Annotated in this window: 2 protein-coding genes and 1 pseudogene; 2 read left to right on the top strand and 1 reads right to left on the bottom strand. The window is 70.4% G+C overall.

Going from position 1 to position 1,880, the window contains the following annotated elements; all coding sequences use genetic code 11:
- The first annotated feature begins 257 nt into the window (after nucleotides 1–257).
- Both ACFWY9_RS41230 and ACFWY9_RS41235 read left to right on the top strand, forming a co-directional pair.
- On the top strand, nucleotides 258–704 hold the full coding sequence (locus ACFWY9_RS41230) for a nitroreductase family deazaflavin-dependent oxidoreductase (RefSeq protein WP_378331303.1): 447 nt from the start codon (nucleotides 258–260) through the stop codon (nucleotides 702–704).
- A gap of 78 nt (nucleotides 705–782) precedes the next feature.
- Nucleotides 783–1,460, top strand: coding sequence for a YoaK family protein (locus tag ACFWY9_RS41235; protein ID WP_378331302.1), 678 nt, complete (start codon nucleotides 783–785; stop codon nucleotides 1,458–1,460).
- On the opposite strand, the pseudogene ACFWY9_RS41240 reads toward ACFWY9_RS41235, so the two are convergent.
- Nucleotides 1,448–1,880 (bottom strand): annotated as a pseudogene (locus tag ACFWY9_RS41240) (glycosyltransferase family 2 protein); the annotation flags it as partial. The gene ACFWY9_RS41235 and the pseudogene ACFWY9_RS41240 sit on opposite strands and share 13 nt — an antisense overlap.

Raw genomic sequence — 1,880 nt, forward strand, 5'->3', positions numbered from 1 at the left:
TTGTGCCCCGTTGTGGTGTTCTAGCCCGGGCCCCACCCCCCCCGCGCGCCCCTACCCATGAGGCCCCACAGATACCCGCCCCGACCGCTGCTGCCCCGACAAGCTAAGCCACCGCACGAACCCCAACCGCCACAACAAGCCCACGAGCACCACCCACCCCACTGAGAAGACCTCACTCGGGCGGGCGAGTTCCACGCCGGAGGAAGTATGCCGGGCAGATCATATGAGTCTCGTACTACTTGGGGTACAGTGGGCACATGACGAAAGCCGAGACCTACCGCCGGATGGTCAACTCCCTGAACAAGGTCATCGTCGGACTGCAGCGCGCGGGCGTCGCCTTCGGGCCGATGCAGTTGCTCACCGTCGCGGGGCGCCGCAGCGGGCAGCCCCGCACGTTCCCCATCGCGGTCATCCCGCTGACGGGCGGCCGCTACATCATGCAGGCGTACCCGAAGGCCGCGTGGGTGGCGAACGCCCGCGCCGCGGACACCGTGACGCTCACCCGCGGCCGCCGTTCGTCGACGGCGCGGCTCGTCGAGGTGCCGGTCGACGAGCGGCGGCCACTGCTGCGCGAGCTGGTGAAGAAGAGCCCGGCGAGCGTCGCCAACCGGCTCGTGACCACCGGGCTGGCCGACGCCCCGACCCCGGACGCCGTCGCCGCGGCGGCCGAGCGCATCGCGGTGTTCCGCGTCGAGGACGTCTGAGGAATCAGGACAACGCGGGCACGGCGCGGTCCTGCCCCGTGTTGCACCCGGTGAGCCGTTCCGTCCACACTGGACACCATGAACAGCGGCCGCATCACCGCGGGCACCCTGCGGCTGGCCGCGTTGCTCGCCGTCGCGGGCGGTTTCCTCGACTCGTTCACCTTCGTCGCGCACGGCGGAGTGTTCGCCAACGCGCAGACCGGGAACGTCGTGCTGCTCGGCGTGTTCGCGGCACGGGGCGATGGGGCCGACGCGCTGAGCCACCTACCACCGTTGCTGGCCTTCGTGGCCGGTGTCGCGGTGGCCGAAACGGTGACCCACCCGCGGGTCGCGCCGTGGCTGCGGCGGCCGCTCCGGGTCGCGCTGCTGGCCGAGATCGTGGTGCTCGCGGTGATCGGGTTCCTGCCGGATTCCTTCAGCAGCACCACGATCGTGCTCATCGTGTCCTTTGTGGCCGCTCTGCAGAACTCGACGTTCGGCAAGCTCGGCGACTGGGCGGTCAACACCACGATGACCACCGGGAACCTCCGCACCGCGACCAAGGCCGCCTACCGCGCGGTGTTCCGCGAGGAGCCCGGCGCCGCCGCGCAGGCCCGCGCGTTCGGCGCGATCTGCCTGTCCTTCCTGGCGGGCGCCGGGCTCGGCGCGCTCGTCACCGCGTGGCTGGGCAACAGGGCGGCCTGGGGTGCCGCCCTGTTGCTCTGCGCCGGAATGCTGCTGTTCGTCCTCGACGAGCGGCCGCGTCAGAGCCGGTAGAGGCGGGTCCAGTTGTCGCGCGAGGTCAGCTCGGGCATCGCGCGCTTGTACAGCTCCTGAACAGTCGAGCCTTCCTTGCGAAGCCGGTTGATGACCTTGACGCTCCGGCGGGTCAGTTCGAACATCGCCGTCCGGTCGAAGGAACGGACCCGCACACCCTCCTGGCTCGCGTCCGTCACCACCGCGGTCCGGAACTGCGCGACATGCCACCAATGCGCGTCGTCGGCGGCCACCGCGCCCAGCGCGTGACGCTGCTTGCCCTGTGTCTGGTGCAGCAGTCGCTTGAGCATGACGAGCATGGGGCGGCTGGGCGGCGGTGCACTGGTGATGATGCCGATGTCGTTGGAGGCGATGCCGGGGACGTCGGTGGCCTTGTGGCGTTTGGTCTCCGGGTAGGCGTCGCGGATGCGGCGGATCTCC

The organism is Amycolatopsis sp. NPDC059027, from assembly GCF_042739735.1.
Lineage (GTDB): Bacteria > Actinomycetota > Actinomycetes > Mycobacteriales > Pseudonocardiaceae > Amycolatopsis.